At 70.0% G+C, this 13,878-nt stretch carries 15 protein-coding genes; 1 reads left to right on the top strand and 14 read right to left on the bottom strand.

The annotated features are described in order from the left end of the window. Positions 1-451: 451 nt before the first annotated feature. The 14 genes from ABZ848_RS35815 to ABZ848_RS35750 form a co-directional block, all read right to left on the bottom strand. Positions 452-3,235, bottom strand: a complete 2,784-nt coding sequence (locus ABZ848_RS35815; protein ID WP_360838715.1) for a BTAD domain-containing putative transcriptional regulator — start codon at positions 3,233-3,235, stop codon at positions 452-454. 43 nt (positions 3,236-3,278) lie between these two features. Further along, positions 3,279-3,728, bottom strand: coding sequence for a pilus assembly protein TadG-related protein (locus ABZ848_RS35810; protein ID WP_360838714.1), 450 nt, complete (start codon positions 3,726-3,728; stop codon positions 3,279-3,281). Continuing rightward, positions 3,725-4,105: a TadE/TadG family type IV pilus assembly protein gene (locus tag ABZ848_RS35805; protein ID WP_360838712.1), complete on the bottom strand. Its 381-nt coding sequence runs from the start codon at positions 4,103-4,105 to the stop codon at positions 3,725-3,727. Before ABZ848_RS35805 ends, ABZ848_RS35810 begins: the two co-directional genes overlap by 4 nt. A gap of 50 nt (positions 4,106-4,155) precedes the next feature. Further along, positions 4,156-4,569: a TadE/TadG family type IV pilus assembly protein gene (locus ABZ848_RS35800; protein ID WP_360838711.1), complete on the bottom strand. Its 414-nt coding sequence runs from the start codon at positions 4,567-4,569 to the stop codon at positions 4,156-4,158. A 3-nt stretch (positions 4,570-4,572) separates the two neighbouring features. Continuing rightward, complete coding sequence (locus tag ABZ848_RS35795) at positions 4,573-4,770, bottom strand: hypothetical protein (RefSeq protein ID WP_360838710.1); 198 nt, start codon at positions 4,768-4,770, stop codon at positions 4,573-4,575. Between the two features lie 43 nt (positions 4,771-4,813). Then, positions 4,814-5,713: a type II secretion system F family protein gene (locus tag ABZ848_RS35790; protein ID WP_360838709.1), complete on the bottom strand. Its 900-nt coding sequence runs from the start codon at positions 5,711-5,713 to the stop codon at positions 4,814-4,816. Next, positions 5,710-6,624, bottom strand: a complete 915-nt coding sequence (locus tag ABZ848_RS35785) for a type II secretion system F family protein (RefSeq protein ID WP_360838707.1) — start codon at positions 6,622-6,624, stop codon at positions 5,710-5,712. The genes ABZ848_RS35790 and ABZ848_RS35785 overlap by 4 nt, the downstream gene beginning before the upstream one ends. Next, the gene (locus ABZ848_RS35780) at positions 6,624-7,973 is read right to left on the bottom strand and encodes an ATPase, T2SS/T4P/T4SS family (RefSeq protein ID WP_360838705.1); all 1,350 of its coding nucleotides are present in this window, start codon (positions 7,971-7,973) and stop codon (positions 6,624-6,626) included. Before ABZ848_RS35780 ends, ABZ848_RS35785 begins: the two co-directional genes overlap by 1 nt. After that, positions 7,970-8,827, bottom strand: a complete 858-nt coding sequence (locus ABZ848_RS35775; protein ID WP_360838704.1) for a hypothetical protein — start codon at positions 8,825-8,827, stop codon at positions 7,970-7,972. Before ABZ848_RS35775 ends, ABZ848_RS35780 begins: the two co-directional genes overlap by 4 nt. Next, on the bottom strand, positions 8,824-9,513 hold the full coding sequence (locus ABZ848_RS35770) for an SAF domain-containing protein (protein ID WP_360838702.1): 690 nt from the start codon (positions 9,511-9,513) through the stop codon (positions 8,824-8,826). The genes ABZ848_RS35775 and ABZ848_RS35770 overlap by 4 nt, the downstream gene beginning before the upstream one ends. Positions 9,514-9,605: 92 nt before the next feature. Continuing rightward, positions 9,606-10,154 (bottom strand): hypothetical protein, encoded by a 549-nt coding sequence (locus tag ABZ848_RS35765; RefSeq protein ID WP_360838700.1) that lies wholly within the window; start codon positions 10,152-10,154, stop codon positions 9,606-9,608. A gap of 296 nt (positions 10,155-10,450) precedes the next feature. Then, a complete protein-coding gene (locus tag ABZ848_RS35760; protein WP_360838699.1) occupies positions 10,451-11,017 on the bottom strand; it encodes a hypothetical protein in 567 nt (188 codons plus the stop codon). Between the two features lie 241 nt (positions 11,018-11,258). Then, complete coding sequence (locus ABZ848_RS35755) at positions 11,259-11,735, bottom strand: ATP-binding protein (RefSeq protein WP_360838697.1); 477 nt, start codon at positions 11,733-11,735, stop codon at positions 11,259-11,261. 390 nt (positions 11,736-12,125) lie between these two features. Continuing rightward, entirely contained in the window at positions 12,126-13,064 is a 939-nt protein-coding gene (locus ABZ848_RS35750) for an ATP-binding protein (RefSeq protein WP_360838695.1), read from the bottom strand. A gap of 331 nt (positions 13,065-13,395) precedes the next feature. Here ABZ848_RS35750 and ABZ848_RS35745 point away from each other — a divergent pair, with 331 nt between their 5' ends. Continuing rightward, positions 13,396-13,866, top strand: coding sequence for a hypothetical protein (locus ABZ848_RS35745; RefSeq protein ID WP_360838693.1), 471 nt, complete (start codon positions 13,396-13,398; stop codon positions 13,864-13,866). Positions 13,867-13,878: the final 12 nt, after the last annotated feature.

Below are 13,878 nucleotides of genomic sequence, written 5' to 3'. Positions count from 1 at the left end.
TTGCCGTCCACGAGGGCGAGATCGTCGCCGTCGGACCGGCCGAGGAGCTGAAAGCTCGGCTGCGCCTGAGGTGCCGCCGCGCCGCGCCTGCGTGGGGGAGTTGCAGAGTCCTGGTCTGGGCTGTGCAGAGGTACTTGAAAGGAAGGTTAGAGAAGGGGAGGAGTCAGACGAGCCGAACCGGCAACGGCGGGGCACGGGCACACGCGCGGGATGCGGGGGCCGGGCGTGGGCTGTCAGTAGATCGGGATGCGTTGCTGCACCGATATACAGTCGGCCTCGTCCGACGATGGCTCGCAGGGCCCCTGGCCTGCGTTTTCGCGTGGGGCGCGGGTGTCGTTTCCAAGCGCGTACACGAAAGCGACGGCGGATACGACGCCGGATGCGACGGGGTGAACGTCATCGGGTCCATCACGCCGAGCGGCGAGTCGAGCAGAGGCGGTGAGCTGCGACTTCACGGTTTCTGACGGGTGCGCGCCCGGGGTGCGATGAGGGCTTGGGTGGCTGGCTCGGGTTCGAGGCCCAGGTCGGTGAGGTGCCTTTCCAGGCGAGTGAAGGTGTGCCGGGCAGCGTCGTGACGACCGGCGGCTTGGTAGAGGCGGATCGTGTGCTGGGCAAGGCGTTCGTGGTCGGGGTGGATGGTGCCGAGGTGTTCCAGCAGCGTCAGCACAGCGTCCCGCTCCCGTGGCGCGGCGCCGGCGTGCTCGCTCTCCCGGGCCAGGCGGAGGGCGGCGTCGGTGGCCTTCATGGCTAGGTGTTCGCGGACGCCGTCTGCCCACAGGTAGTCGCTGCCATGGGCAAAGGGACCACAGTAGTGGGCCAGGGCGTCGCGCACTGCGGCCAAGGCATCGTTCTGTGGGCATTCCGAATCGGAGGCGGGAAATGCTTGTTTCAGGCTTCGACTGAAGTCAGCAAGGTCTGTCTCCACGAGCTCGGGATGGAGTTTGTGGAGTTCTCCCTGGAGCAGGATGAATTCTTGTGTGGTGATTCCGGTCGCGGTGCGCAGGGCGCGGCGTACAGCGCGGCGCAGGTTTTTCAGCGCGTTCTGGTCGCTGCCGGGGGCGAGGTGGAGCTTGTCGGCGATGTCAGAGGCGAGGAGCCCGGTCGGGTGGGCCGCGAGCAGGGCGAGGAATTCGTGGACTTCGCCTCGCAGATTGGTGCCGACGGGGTCTTGGTGGCCGCGGGCGTAGAGGGTGATGGGCCCGAGGACGTGAAGGCGTACCGGCTTGGTCTGCGCCGGCCGCGATGTCTCGACCGCGTGCGGGCGGGCGACCGCGTCATCCGCCTCGGGTTCGGGTTCGGCCGGGCTGTGGGGGTGCTCATCGTCGGAGCGGGGGCTGGGGGTGGAGAGGATCCGCAGGCGGGGGCGCTGGCCGTGGGCGGTGAGGAGGACTTCGGTGACGTCGCGGCCGGCCTCGGGTGTGAGGTGGAACATGCGGAGCGGGCCGTTGCGTTGGCCGGTGGTGGTGCCGTCAACGGCGATGTGCCAGGAAGCGGCGCCGGGCAGCAGGTCCCCCAGGGTGAGAAGGATCAGGGTGCCGGGGCGGCTACGGGCAGCCAGAGCCTGGAGCTGTCCGGTGTGGGCGGCGTCCGGCGTGGTGAGCAGGAGCAGGGTGCCCGGGCCGGTCTCCGGCGTGGTGCCGACGGTCGTCAGCCCGGTCAGTGCAGGGACGGCGTCCTGCTCGTCGCGGGTGCGGGCGTGGGCGATCAGGTGTCGTTCGGCGGCGCGGATGGCTTCGGCGGTATCAGCGCTCTGGGTCAGGGCCGTGAACTGCGTCGGGAGCCCGGGCAGCAGGCTCTCGGCCAGGTCTTCAGGGACGAGTGCAGTGATGCGCGGGGGTGCGGGGCGCTGGCGTTCGGCGGCGGTGAGGATGCCTGCCAACAGGGCGCGGGCGGCGCCCTCGGCGCCGGGACCGGTCCAGGCGCAGCCGCCGGGCAGGGCCAGTTCGTCGAGCGGGACCTCGGCGTTGTCCCGGACGCCGATGGTGACGGTGCTTGTAGGACGGGGTGGTTGGGGCGGGGTGCAGCGGGTGATGAGGGCGTCGGGGTCGTGCGGGCGGCGGGCCCGGGTGGCAGCGTGGGCGGCTTGTGCGGCCTTGTCCACCAGGGGGCTCAGGGCGGGCACGTCCGTTTCCGCGTCGGGCTTCCGCAGTCGGTGTTGGTGCCAGTGCCAGTAGCGGCGCGCGGCCAGTAGGCCCGCTGCCGCCGTGATGCCGATCAGGCTCGCCTCCCCCAGGCCGATGGCGGCCGAGCCCCGATCTGTGTCTGGCTTCCGGGCAGCGGTCTCATCGTGGCGGTCGGCCGCCGCAGGGGTGTGACCACCATCTGCTGACTGGTGAGTTCCCATGTTCTGGTTGGGAGTTGGCCGAACGGGCGCAGTCTTGGTGGGCGGCGGAGAAGGAAGTGGAGACGCCGTATCTGGGGCAGGTGCTGGCGACGGGGTGACGGTCCGGGCAGCGGGGATGGTCAGTTGCCATCCTGGCCGGATCAAGTCGGGGTCGCTCAGCCTGGCTCCGTCGTTTTGGACTCGGTCCTTGTTCAGCGCGTAGATCCGCGGCCACTTGAGGGCATCTCCCATGTGCGTGCGCGCGATCTCCCACAGCGTGTCGCCCGCAATCACCGTGTATTCGATGTGCTGGGCTGCCTCGGTCTTGCCGGACGGGCTTGAGTGCCGCGAGCCCGGTCCGACCGTCGTGGCCAGCTCTTGGGCCGTCGCGGCTGCACCAGGCGGGGCAAGTTGTCGGCCGGGGACGGGGACGAGAGGGGCAGTCGCGGCGACGTTCGCCCGTACCTCAGCTGGAAAGGAGGGCTGCTGGGCGTCGGCCGGCTGCGGGCGCCACAGGCCGATCAGGGCGATGACGAGGGTGCCGACGCACAGTGCGGCGAGCGAGCCCTTCACCGACAGGGCGGCGACATGCTCGTCGTGCGTGTGGCGGTCGCGCAGCAACTGCGGGAGATGCGCCGAGTACCAGACGGTCTCGCGAACCACGGTGCCGACGAAGGCGGCCCAGCACACCCAGCCCGCCAGGGCCAGCAGGTCGATCATCAAGGGGTCGCTGACCGGCTGCATCAGCCGCTGGCCGAACTCGCTGAGGGAGGAGACGTGTTCGGGCCATGGCAGGCCGGCTTGCCACAGGACGTAGGGCATCCCGGCCAGCAGGGCGAGCGTGACGGCCAGGGTTCCGCCCGCCGTGACGGCCGCGGTCAGCCGCTGGCGGAGCTGCGGAGGATGGATCATCGCCTGTTCGCTCTCTCGGCCGGGAGAAGGTGGTGAACGGCCCCTATGGGGCGGTGCGTTCGGCGTGCGCGGAGCCGGTCGCGTGCACGGTGAGGGTGCGCAGGCCGATCAGCTGCAGGATCTGGGTGTGTTGGTGGTGAGTGACCCGGACGGTCACGGCATCGCCCTTGACCGAGGCGGTGCCGCTGTCTCCGGTGGAGGCGATGTACGCGCGGGCCGCCGCCGCGGCCTTGTCGCGTACGAGCCGGACGTCGCCGCCGCGTCGTAGCTGGCCGACGTCCAGTTGCTGGGCACCGGTGCGGGCGGCCTCCTGGGCCGCGTCGAGTGCCTGGGCCTTGCCGGCCAGAGCGAGCCCGCCGTCGACGACGATCCCGGCGAACAGCCACAGCGCGGCGAACACGCCGACGACGAACGCCGTGACCTGCCCACGCTCGTCACCGGCCGTCATCCGGGCGCGAGCCTGGGCCAGATGGCCGCGCATGGCTTGCTTCACGGGCTGCTCCTGAAGGTGTCGACCACGGAGAAGTCCGTGTCGACCAACGTCACGTGGCCGGGCATCCCGCTACGGGTGAGACGCCCCAGGTCCGCGGTGCAGGAGACCCGTGCCGTCACGGTGGCTCCCGGTGTGAGGCCCCCGGTGGCGAGATGGACGCTCGGGTGCGTGCACGCCGCTCCTCCCTCGCGCAGGGCTGTGCCCGCCGCGCGCTCGGCCTGGGCGCGGGCTTCCTTGTCGGTGCGGGCCAAGGAGGCGGCGCGGGCGGCCTGGTGGGCGGCGTCCGCTACGACCAGCCGGGCATCTACGAGCAGGCCGAATGCCACCACGACCAGAAGCACGAGAACCAGGAGCGGCGTGACCAGTACCAATTCCACCGCCGCCGAGCCTCGTTCCCCGTCGTCTCGCCCACGGTGCGCCGACCCGATCATGGCCGCTCTCCGCCGGGAGTAGTGATCTTCTCGGTGGGTCCGGAGGCGGTTCCGGAAGCGTGCAGCACCAGCCCCGGGACGGGGAGCACCCGGATCACCGTCCCATTCACGCGCACAGTGGTCTGGGCAGCGGTGCGTTCGACCGCGATGGACGGAGCGGTCAGGACCCGGCCGCCCAGCGCGGCGAGGCTGTTGCGCGCCTGCGTCCGGCCATCCGCCGCGGTGCCGTCCTCGACGCGGGCAGCGGCCAAGGCCCGCCGGGCGGCGAACTGGGCGATGTGCCGTGCGTGCCAGACCAGCGCGAACTGCACGACCAGCAGGGCCATCAGCAGCAGCGCGGGGACGACGAGTACCAGCTGGGTGCTTGCCGCCCCACGGTCACTGCGCAGTCGGCGAAGGAGGACGGTCACGAATTAGCCGCCCAGGTCGATGCCGTTGGCCTTGGCTGTGACCTTGGCGACGATGATGCCCACCACGGTCAGGGCCAGGATCGCGAGCAGGGCGGTGACCACGATGGTTTCGGTGCTGTAACCGGCGTCTGAGCGGGCGTGCCGTCGGACCTCGGCCAGGTGTGCGCGTACCAGGCGGGCCAGGATGTCGAGTGGGAACATGGCGAGTGCTCTTTCTGCTGGCTTTCGTACGGTTGGGGAGGCGTCAGCTGATCGACATGACGTTGGCGAGGGCCGGGTAGCCGATCAGCAGCAGAAACGCGGCGAACAGCCCGACCACGGGCAGCGACATCTGCTCGGTGGCCGCCTGCGCCGCTCCGTCGGCCTCCGAGATCCTGCGTCGGCGCATCGCGCGCGCCTTCGCCGCGAGCGAGCCGCGGATCTTGGCGCCCTCGCTGCCCGCGAGGTTCAGTGTCGAGGCAAGTTCCGTAAGATCTCCTACGTCCAGTTGGCGTCCCAGATCGCCCAGGTGGGGCCAGGGGCTGGTCCGGGTGAGCTGCGCGACGTTGAGGGCGTGCCGCAGTCTCGCCGCCGCCCACCCCTGAGGCGCGGCGACGGCTTGAGCGAGGGCCTGCTGGATGCCGGCGCCACCGGCGAGCGCGATCATCGTCAGGTCCAGGACGAGGCTGAGGGTGTGGCGCATCTCGCGGCGTCGCCGCGCGGCCTGCTGGCGAACCGACAGGTCGGGGGCGAAGAACAGCACGATAGCCAGTGCGAGTGAGCCGGCCAGCGACACCCACCAGCCCGCCGCGATGCCGGTCCCCAGCCGTAGCAGCAGCGCGGCGGCCCACGGGGCGAAGAGTCCGGCGATGGCGCAGACCGCCTTGCCCGCCAGGTGTTGCTCCTCGTTGGTGCCGCATACGGCCAGGTCCGCGCGCAGCGAGGGGGTGGGGAAGCCGAGCGCCCGCACCAGCGGTACGGCACGAGTGCCCAGCCGGGTGGCCCACTCCGCCTCTTCCGTCTCATGAAGATGCGAACCCTCAGGCAGGGCAGGCGTGTTGAGGAGGGTGAGGACGTCAGCGAGGGTGGCTCGGGGCGGGCGCAGCCCGTATACGAGAGCGGTCGCCCCCGCGCCGAACAGCGCACCGAGCAGCATGACGATCACCGTGTACCTCCCAGCTCGGCGCTCGCCGTGGAGCGGGATGTGGCCGAACCGATGAGGCGAACCGGGTCGTCGATGCGGCCGATTACGGTCAGGTAGGTGAAGCTCGCAGCGAACAGCACGCCGACGACCGCGAGCACCGCCTGCCCCGTCAGCGTGTCGAAGGGGCCCAGATAGGGGCGGTTGAAAACCACGAGCCCCACCACCATGCCCAACGTCACGCTCACCGTGACCCGCACCCCGGTGCGTACGCTCGCTCGTCCGGCGTCGATGCGCTGCCTTATGGCCACCTGCTCGCGCACCGATTCCGCCAACTCACCCAGCAGCGGGGCGAGCTGGCTGGCCTGCTGCTCCGCCGCCATCACCAGCGCGGCCACCAGCACATCGGCCAGTGGATCATCGACGTCCTCAGCGAAGGCGCGCAGCGCGGCCGGCAGAGGGTGCCCCGAGCGGACACCGGCGGCCAGTCGGCGCAGTTCCGTCTCCAGTGCGGCCGGGGCGATGTCCGCGGTCGCCAACACCGCCTGTTCCAGACCGGCCGCCGCGGAGAGGGTGTCGCGCAGCATTTCTGTCCAGGTGGACAGCGCCTCCATCCGTTCCGTACACCGAGTCGCGGCCCGGTCCGGACCGAGCAGGCCGGGCAGAGTGAGCAGGGCGACCGTGGTCAGCACCGCCGCCACCGGCCACGTCGTCAGTGCCCCGGCGACCACTCCGGCCGTCGTCGCGAGCACCACGCGCCGCGTCGTCCATTGCGCAGGCAGCCGCGCTGCCAACGTTCGCCACGGACCGGTCCGCTTCTCGCGCGCCGCGCGCCGCACCGTCCCGTAGCCGATGGCCACCAGGCCGAGGCCGAACACCGCCCCGCACGCCACTGCGGCCCCCGCCCAAGTGGCGGCGCCAAGCTGGCCGCCCATTACGCCGCCCCCCACCGCTGGACAGCGGCGCCGTGGGTATCCAGCCCCGCCGCGATCAGGTCATCGAGGGTTTCGCTGCGCAGTGGTGCGGCGGGCATCGCACGCCCGTCGGGGCCGGGCCGGTAGACCTCGTTGGAGACGATCTGCTGTCCATCCGCGTCGATGACCTCGCGCACCGAGTCGATGACCCGCCGCCCGGTGGCGTCCCAGCCCAGGTGGACGACGAAGTGGACCGCGGAGGCCACCATCAAGTTCGTCGCCTCCAGCGACAGCCGCTCCGGGGACTGCGCCGCGTAGGAGGCGAACTTGGTGAACACCCCGCGCGAGGTGGAGGCGTGGATGGTGGACAGCGAACCGTCGTTGCCCTGGCTCATGGCGTTGCACATCGGGATAACCTCGGCTCCGCGGATCTCTCCGACGATGACCCGATCCGGGGACATCCGCAGTCCCCACCGCACCAGCTCGGCCTGGTCGATGCCGCCCTGGCCCTCGATGTTCGGCTCGCGGGCCTGCATGGCGACCACGTTGGGATGCGCCACCGGATCGGCGTCCAAGCCCAGTTCGAAGGTGTCCTCGATCGTCACCAGCCGCTCCTGGGGCGGGATCTCGTGGGCGAAGGCCCGCAGCACGGTGGTCTTGCCGACATTGGTGCCGCCGCCGATGACGATGTTCTTGCGTGCCCGTACCAGGGCCCGCAGGAACGCGGCGAGCTGCGGATCACACACGCCCAGCCGTACCAGCTCCGCCATGGAGGCGGCCGGGAACCGGTGGCGGCGAATCGTTAGCGACACCCGCCCGGTCACCGCCATCACCGCGAACAGCCGGGACCCGTCCGGCAGTTGCAGGTTCAGGCGAGGCATGCCCCGGTCGAAGCGGCGTTCCTCGCCGCCCGTGCGAGCCGCGAGTGCACGGACAAGCTCCACCAGTTCCTCGTCGGACGCGGCCACCGGTCGCTCGCGGCGCCATCCTCCTGCAGCGTCCTTGACCCACACCACATCGCAACCGTTGATACAGACGTTCTCGACTGCGGCATCGGCCAACAGCCGCTCCAGACCGCCCGTGCCGAACAACTCGTCCTTGACCGCCTGGGCAATTCGTTCCTCGGCCGCAGCGTCAATCACCGGACCGCCTTGAGCCAGGGCATGACGACGCTGCTCCCGCAGTTCCTCGGCCAGCAACAGCCCCACGGTCGCGCGGCGTGCCGTTTCATCCTCAGCCGGCAAACCCGCCGACTCACGCTCGCCCGCGTAGGCGGCCAGCCGGGCCGCCACCCGCTGTCGCACGAAGTACGACAGCTCCCGCTCACCGCCGCCTGGCCCTACGCTCGGTGGCATCAGCTGCTCGCTCATGACCTGCTCTCCTCCGGTTCCGGTACCCGAACCAGATCCGACCGGCTCCGCCCGCCGAGCTGCGGCCCACCGTCCCCTGTCACGCGATCGCCATCCTCAGCCGTCGTCCTCGGCCCGTTTCCCGGCGGCGCGGTCAGCTGACGGGCCAGCGTCCGCGCGGCGGCCACCAGCAGCGGGGGCCGGAACCCGGTAGTGCGCCGCACGCCGTGCTTGGAGCTGTTCATCGCGGCCGCACTCTTGGCGTCCCAGGGCAGGAAGTGCACCCGCCGGATCCCCAGCGTGCTCGCGATCTCCTGTGCCGGGTACGGGCACGGCCCGACCACGGCGAGCGCCAGCCGCCCGGCATACGCGTCAACGTCCAGGCCGTACACCGACACATGGGTCAGCGGCTCGGCTCCGCCTCGCGCCACCAGCACCAGTTGGTCGGCCGCCTCCAGCAATGGCTCGACATCATCGCCAAGGCGGCCGACGTCCAGCAGTACTGTGCCCCGGTCGTGCTCGTCCCCCAGCAGCACACGCTGCCCGGCCACGCTGGCCAGCAGCCTTACGGCTTCCCGGCACGGGCCACGCCCGGGCACCGCGGCCACCACCCTTACGCCGAGGGGCAGTTCAATCGCTGCCCCGAGCAAGGATCCTGGGTGCGGCTTGCCGGCCGCCGCCGCGACATCCAGCAGCGAGGGCGCCATCGGAAGACCGAAGCGGATCATGAGGTCACCGCCGGACGCGTCCGCCTCCACCATCACCGGCCGCACCCCGCCGTCCGCCTCGGGCGGCCACGTGGCGGCCAGGGCCAGGGCCGTCGTCGTCACCCCCGGCGCGCCCGTCACCGACCCCAGAACGACCAGCCGCCTCACGGAGCCTCACGCCCCTCAGCGGGCAGCACCACGACACGCGGATGTTCCAGCTGCGCCGCCCGCCGCGCCGCCCCGGTCTCCACCAGCACCGTCACCACCCGCGGCCCGCCCGCCGACTCGGGCTCGCGTACACCCGTCACCGTCCCCGCTACCGCCGAGGCCGCCTGCTCCTCCTCGTCGTCCGCCACCGCGGCACCGGCCGGACCGGCAAGGATCGCCACGCGCTCCCCGCGAGCAAGATCCGGGGGCGCCCCGCCCGGCTCCACCGCGAGTGCCACTTGCGAGAACCCCTTCGGAGGGAAGCCCGCACTGGCACCCACCTGTCCCGCTGACAGCAGCGACCCGGCCACCAGGGGGACCTTCGCCTCTCGCCCCAACACCGTGGCCCGGTCCGTGACGCGCACCACGCCAGTGTCCGCCGTCACCTCCACCGCGCGCAGATCGCCCGGCCTGAGCACCCAACCGACCGGCACATCGCGGGCCAGCACCAGAACCTGCTGCCGCTCCCCCACCTCCTGCGCGACCAGCGTGAAGCCGACCGCCGAGACCGCCACCGCTCCCACCCCGGCCCACACCCAGCCCAGCCTGCGCCGCCGGACGCCCGTCACCGGCGGCGGCTGCTCCGGGCCGGACCAGCGCGCGCCCGGCACCCGGACGCCGCCGCCCTTCACAGCAGAAGAGGACATGGAGGGATCCACAATTCACCTCACGATCAAGAGAATTCCAACGTCCACCGGCCCGGCCCGCCCGCTCCGGACACGCCGCCATCTGAGTCCCGTCAGCGCGTGACGACGGCCTGCACCTCGTCAACCACCAGCCGCCGCTGCGCGGTCATCACCAGCCCCGGCACCACCCCGGACTGCCCGGCCCCCTGCCACTCGACGTCCCAGGTCACCTGCACCGACACCGTGTACGCCCTGCCCGGCACGGACAGCGACGCCCGCTGGTAGGTGTAGCCGCAGTCAGGCGACGACGCCTTGGGGCTGTACGTGTCCGTATAAGGCGTCCCCGGCCCCCGGCACACAACCTGACCGCCCTCGCCCATCGACCACACCGCCATCTGCGGACGAGCCGTCGCAGTCACTTTCACACCGTCCACCGCAGCCGACGTAGACACCGGCCCCCATGTCCTGCCTTCCACCCACATCCACGTGGGCACATGGACCACCTGCATCAGGTCCTCGCCCGGACTCGTACGGATCACCGGCTTGGGCAGCTTCAGTCGCTTCACCGCCTGTTGGACGACCACCTGCACGTGAACCTGGTGCGCACCGCCCGGTTTCGGTTTCTTCGCCTTGTCGCCATCGAAGCGCGGCAAGATCCCCATGCCACCGCCCAAGTCGTAGTCCCAGCCGCTCGATGTGACGGTGGGCGGCCCCTTCGGCCCTCCACTGCCGCCACCGCCAGGATTCGCCGCCCTTCCATGAGGAACCGGCGGGCTCTTCCGTGAGCTGCGCGGTTTCCTCGTTACGCTCTTGGCTTCCGCATCACAAGCACCTGGGACGCAGGCGACTCCTGCGTACTGCGACCCGGTACCGTCCGCTCGAGCCGGGACGAAGGACGCGACAGCGAGCAGCGCCAGTGTGCCCGCGGCTGCACTCCCGACCGCCACTGGGCTGCGGGTCAACATGACCCGGCCTCATGCATGTATAGGTCCGTGACCTTCCAGACCCCTCGGCTGCGACGAACAGTCGCGTCGGCCTTGAAATGTCCACCCGGGACGTCGTTCTTCAACTCGCCGTTCAGCTTGTACTGCAGCCAGCTCCGGTCGTCCACGCAGTCCACGAGCACCACCTCACGACCGTTCGCCGACACCACCTCGGGATGCACCCTGGGTGCACCCTTGCTGACGACCTGCTCCTCCTTGGACTTCTTCAGCCCGTACTTCATCAGCGCCAGCGCGCCACCGGAAGCGTGATCGTCGAGCATCGGAGAGGCTGCGTCGGACGTCTCGGAGGCTCGGGTCAGGTCCCGCCACATGGCCCGGTAGGCGTCCAGCGCTGCCGCGTGCTCCGCATCCTGCGCAGGAGTCACCGTTGACTCGGCGGTCCCCTCCGGCAGGGGCTTGGCATCGGACGAACCGTCTACGCAGCCCGCCAGTAGCAGCCCTGTGATCGCCGAACTAACCCCGGCTAAAACCATGTTGACTCGCCGTCGCGCCCTCAACTGCCCCTCACCTTCCGTCACCATTCACAATCAGTCGACCACCCTAAGTGATCAGATGCGACTGGAGTTACCCGGTGCTGCGTCGATCAATCGCGACAGGAAGGGTGAATTCCGCCTTACCTCCGTCCCGTTACTTGACGATAGGCGCCCCTAATGCCGGTATCGCCCAGGAAACGGCGGGGTGCTTGTCGCTCGAACGAGCGACAAGCACCCCGCCTTCAAGGACGCCTCTACGGCGAGAGAGTCGGGCACTACGAGAGTCCGACTAGATCGCGGGGGCGGCCGGAAGCGCGAGCCAGGCCGTTTTCGTGCCCCTCCGGCTTCGGAACCCCCATGCGCCCTTGGTCAGTTCGTGGACGATGTGCAAGCCTCGCCCCCGCTCGGACAGCAGCGCGCACAGCGCCTCCAGGCCGCCACCACGGTTCTCCTCGGCCGGGGAGAACGGCGCCTCCTCCGAGAACTCCGGAATCGTCGGGATACGGGGATCATGGTCCTCCACCTCGCAGATGACCGACGCGTCGGTGCGCCGCAGCCGCATCTCGTACGGCCCCACTGCGTGTTCGGTGGCGTTGGCGACGAATTCGGAGACAGCCAGTACCGCATCGCTGATCACCTCGCCGTCGTAGCCGAGCTGGTCCAGGGCGCAGCGCAAGGCAGCGCGAGCACGTGCAGGGGCATCGGGGGTACAGCTTGTCCAGCGCCACACGAGACTCGGGGTTGCACCGAGGTTGTACGCGCTCATGACTGGGCCCCCCGGGCTGCGTGGCGCCCCCGTACGACGCGGCGGTGGCGGCCTCGTCCGGGGCGTACGCAATCGCGCGCCTCGACGAGCGCGAACGAGCCAACCGCCGGCACGAACGGCAGCAACAGCACAGCGGTGAACAACGTCGGCACCACGACACGGACCTCCCCGGTGATCGCGACTGGGACACGACCACGACACCGTGGGTGCGTGAAGAGCGGAACCCCTCTCTGAACAGCGCTTTCGAGGACTCTGCACCCCACTACACGGCTCCGTATGGTGGCGGTTGATCACGGCTTGGACCACGACTCGGAGGCAGGCGAAGAGACGGTACAGAGAGCTCACTCGGCACGATCGGAGAGACGAAAAGCCGCACGGCGGAACCGCTCTTCATCGCACGCCAGGTGATTGACGGGGTTCTACTGTCCGAATGGCGTGCAGGGGTGCTACAGCCTGGGCGCAACCGAGCAGGAGTCGGTTCGCAGCCAGTCCGCGGTCCACATACAGGTCGACTTCACCCAGGGACGCGCCGATGGCCAGCGGGTCGAGTCCGATGGCAACGGCCAGCTCGCCACGCTCGGTCAGCAGCCGGGCGAGCCGGGGATGCGCTGGTACTTGTACACCAAACGGCGAGTCTTCGGGACGCAGCAGGATACGGGCGCCGCGGTGGATCGTGGCCCTCGGCCCGATATCGGTGAGCTGCTTTCCGGCCTCGACGAGACCGAAGGCGTCGGCGAGGGCCCGCATCTGCTGCTCGATCCGCTCGGCGGTCTCGCCGGGGCGCCGGGCCGACGGGTGCGCAAGCAGGACGATCCCGAGCGGGTCGCCGTGGGCGTCGGCGCCGATCCACGTCCAGACGCCGAGGGAGGCAAAGAGTCCAGCCGATACAGGCACCGCCTCAGCGTGGACACGCGTCAGCCGATGATCATCGAACGGTACGGCGGGGGTTTCGAGTTTGAACTCGGCCCAGACCGCTTTGTCAGCCCCTTCACGGGAGGCGCCCCAGTCGTCGGCGAGGGCGGCGACGAGGAAGAGGCCGCGCCCGTGACAGTCGTCGGCGGCGGCGTCCCGCACGGTGGGGATTCCGTCACCCTGGTCGTGCACTTCGACGCGCAGCCTCTCCCGGCCACGTGTGACCCGAATCCGGAACTCCTGGCCGCCGGAAGTGCCATGCTCGATCGCGTTCGTGGCGAGTTCGGAGACGCAGACGCGGACGTCGTCCAGTCGATCGCCGAGCTCCCATGCGATGAGGGCTTCGGCTACGAAGGACCGCGCATGCGCAACGGAGGCCGGCCGGCGGGTGAAGTGTCTCTCGCGTGTCTGCTCCACCGGCCGCTTACCTCCGCCTTGCGGTGTCACGAGAACGGCTGTCACCCGGGAGAGCAAGGAGGAAGGCAAGTCGCTGCGCGGTGCCGGTTTCGTCGCCTGCCTGGCCCAGCTCGTACCCCCAGCAGGTGACGTAGTGTCCGTCGCGGACGCCGACGGCTTCGGCCAGGATCGGATTGAGCGGGTTCATCACGCTCACTGTCCGATCATCTGCGTCTATGACAGTGAGTCCACGTGCCCTGAGGTGCTCCGCGAGAATGGCCGGTGCGGTAGTCGCGTCCATGCTCCGATCTCACCGCAGCCTCGTGCGGTCCGGCGTCTGACAACCTATGACATGGAGTTGATCATGCCTCTGACGGTGACGATTACCGGCACGCGGTCAACGGGTCACCGTGAACTCTCCTGGTACGTCGAGCTGTTCGCGAAGTTTCTGGGCCCCTTCGCTGGCGACCAGGCCCACTTTCACATCGGGGGTGCGAAGGGGATCGACAGTCTGTCCCTGCTGTGGCTCGCGGGAAACTCGAAGGCGAGGATCACGGTTGTTGCCCCGGGCACGGTCGCGCAGCAGCCGGCCGAGGCACGGCAGGCGATCCAGCGCTGCCGGGACCGGATCGCCGAGATCGTCGAGCTGGGGGCCGAAGTGCTGGGGACCCCGGCGTACCACGCACGCAACTGTTGGATGGTCGACCGCTCCGACATGGTCGTGGGCTTTCCGCTCGCAGGTCCCGAAGGTACGTCCGGAACCTGGCAAACCCTCGACTACGGTGCCCAGCAGGGGAAACCTCGCCTGATCGTGCCCGTGTAACCCATACAGCGG

Source organism: Streptomyces sp. NPDC047081 (genome assembly GCF_040643775.1).
Taxonomy (GTDB): Bacteria; Actinomycetota; Actinomycetes; order Streptomycetales; family Streptomycetaceae; genus Streptomyces.
This window is presented reverse-complemented; position numbering and strand designations above follow the sequence as displayed.